General features: G+C 52.0%; 1 rRNA gene. It reads right to left on the reverse strand.

Annotated features, from left to right (window positions below):
• Positions 1–2,923 (reverse strand): 23S ribosomal RNA (locus HMPREF1521_RS05325); the annotation flags it as partial.

A 2,923-nucleotide genomic window follows, 5' to 3' on the forward strand; every position in this document is an offset into this window, starting at 1 on the left:
AAGTAAAGCCCTCGATCGATTAGTACCAGTCAGCTCCAAACCTCACGGCTCTTCCACACCTGGCCTATCTACCATGTCGTCTACATGGGATCTTACTAGCTTATGCTATGAGAAACCTCATCTCAAGGCTGGTTTCACGCTTAGATGCTTTCAGCGTTTATCCGTCCCGAACGTAGCTACCCAACTGTACCCTTGGCAGGATAATTGGTACACCAGCGGTTCGTCCACTCCGGTCCTCTCGTACTAGGAGCAGCCCCCTTCAAGTTTCTTCCGCCCGCGATGGATAGGGACCGAACTGTCTCACGACGTTCTGAACCCAGCTCACGTACCACTTTAATCGGCGAACAGCCGAACCCTTGGGACCTACTTCAGCCCCAGGATGTGATGAGCCGACATCGAGGTGCCAAACCTCCCCGTCGATATGGACTCTTGGGAGAGATTAGCCTGTTATCCCCAGGGTAGCTTTTATCCGTTGAGCGATGGCCCTTCCACTCGGCACCACCGGATCACTAAGCCCGACTTTCGTCCCTGCTCGACCTGTCCGTCTCGCAGTCAAGCTCCCTTCTGCCTTTACACTCTTCGAGCGATTTCCGTCCGCTCTGAGGGAACCTTTGGGCGCCTCCGTTACTCTTTTGGAGGCGACCGCCCCAGTCAAACTGCCCGCCTAAGACTGTCCGGCCGGTCGTTACTCGGCCCGTTAGAAATCAATTAATCAAAGGGTGGTATCCCAACACCGACTCCTCTAAGACTGGCGCCCTAGATTCTCCGTCTCCCACCTATCCTGTACATTCATTAACTAAGTTCAATCTTAGGTTGCAGTAAAGCTCCATGGGGTCTTTCTGTCCAGTCGCGGGTAACCTGCATCTTCACAGGTACTTCAATTTCACCGGGTCCCTCGTTGAGACAGTGCGCAAGTCGTTACACCTTTCGTGCGGGTCGGAACTTACCCGACAAGGAATTTCGCTACCTTAGGACCGTTATAGTTACGGCCGCCGTTTACTGGGGCTTCAATTCAGAGCTTCGACCCGAAGTCTAACCCCTCCTCTTAACCTTCCAGCACCGGGCAGGTGTCAGCACCTATACGTCAGCTTTCGCTTTAGCAGGCACCTGTGTTTGTGGTAAACAGTCGCTTGCGCCTCTCTTGTGCCACTCATTCATGCTCCGAGCGCTTCTGCTCTTCACACTACATGAGTCCTCCTTTTCCCGAAGTTACGGAGGCATTTTGCCGAGTTCCTTAACGAGGGTTTTCCCGCGCACCTTAGGATTCTCTCCCCGCCTACCTGTGTCGGTTTTGGTACGGGCAGTGTGTCTCTACCTAGAAGCTTTTCTCGACAGTCTAGGATCAATCACTTCGCGACTATTGCTAGTCACTCGTCATCACATCTCAGCTTTCAGAGTGACGGATTTGCCTATCACTCAACCTACCTGCTTAAACACGCTCTTCCAATCGCGTGCTGACCTACCTTACTGTGTCACTCCATCGATCAAACAATTCACACCGGTACAGGAATGTCAACCTGTTGTCCATCGCCTATGCTTTTCCGCCTCGGCTTAGGTCCCGACTTACCCTGAGTCGACGATCGTTGCTCAGGAACCCTTAGGCTTTCGGTGGAATGGATTCTCACCATTCTTTTCGCTACTCATACCGACATTCTCACTTCTCACCGGTCCACAGCTCCTTTCGGTACTGCTTCTATCCGATGAGAACGCTCCCCTACCCATATACATTGCTGCATATGACACGACTTCGGTTTTACACTTTAGCCCCGGACATTTTCGGCGCAGAGTCTCTCGACCAGTGAGCTATTACGCACTCTTTAAATGGTGGCTGCTTCTAAGCCAACATCCTGGTTGTTTTGGAAACTCCACATCCTTCGCCACTTAGTGTAACATTGGGGACCTTAGTCGGTGTTCTGGGCTGTTTCCCTCTTGACAATGGACCTTATCATTCACTGTCTGACTCCCGAGTATAAGTATAGCCATTCGTAGTTTGACTAGGTTCGGTAACCGGTATGGCCCCTAGCCCGATCAGTGCTCTACCGCCTATACTCTCTACCTCGAGGCTAGCCCTAAAGCTATTTCGGGGAGAACCAGCTATCTCCGTGTTCGATTGGCATTTCACCCCTATCCACAACTCATCCCAAAGCTTTTCAACGCTCACGAGTTCGGTCCTCCACACAATTTTACCTGTGCTTCAACCTGGCCATGGATAGATCACTACGGTTTCGGGTCTACTATTACTAACTGAACGCCCTGTTCAGACTCGCTTTCGCTGCGGCTCCATGTTTTCCACTTAACCTCGCTAGCAACAGTAACTCGTCGGTTCATTCTTCAATAGGCACGCCGTCGTCCTGATATATATACAGACTTCGACTGTTTGTAGACATACGGTTTCAGGTTCTCTTTCACTCCCCGCCAGGGGTTCTTTTCACCTTTCCCTCACGGTACTATGCGCTATCGGTCGATATCAGTATTTTGGCTTGGAGGGTGGTCCCCCCTGCTTCCCACAAGGTTTCACGTGTCTCGTGGTACTCCGGATACAGTCCCGTGCATGCAAGGTTTCGATTACAGGGCTTTCACCTTCTACGGCTGAGCGTTCCAGCTCCATTCTTCTACCTCATGTACACTTGATGACTGTCCTCAACCCCGGTGCGGTTGCCCGCTCCGGTTTGGCCTCTTTCCCGTTCGCTCGCCGCTACTAAGAAAATCTCGTTTGATTACTCTTCCTCCGGGTAATTAGATGTTTCAGTTCCCCGGGTGCCCTCCTCATAGTCTAAGCTATGGGTGACAGTGCATAACCACTGCCGGGTTCCCCCATTCGGATACCTACGGGTCAAAGGTTGCTTGCACCTCTCCGTAGCTTTTCGCAGCTTACCGCGTCCTTCTTCGGCTGATATCGCCAAGGCATCCACCGTACGCCCTT

It is taken from the genome of Veillonella sp. AS16 (genome assembly GCF_000517785.1).
Taxonomy (GTDB): Bacteria; Bacillota; Negativicutes; order Veillonellales; family Veillonellaceae; genus Veillonella; species Veillonella denticariosi.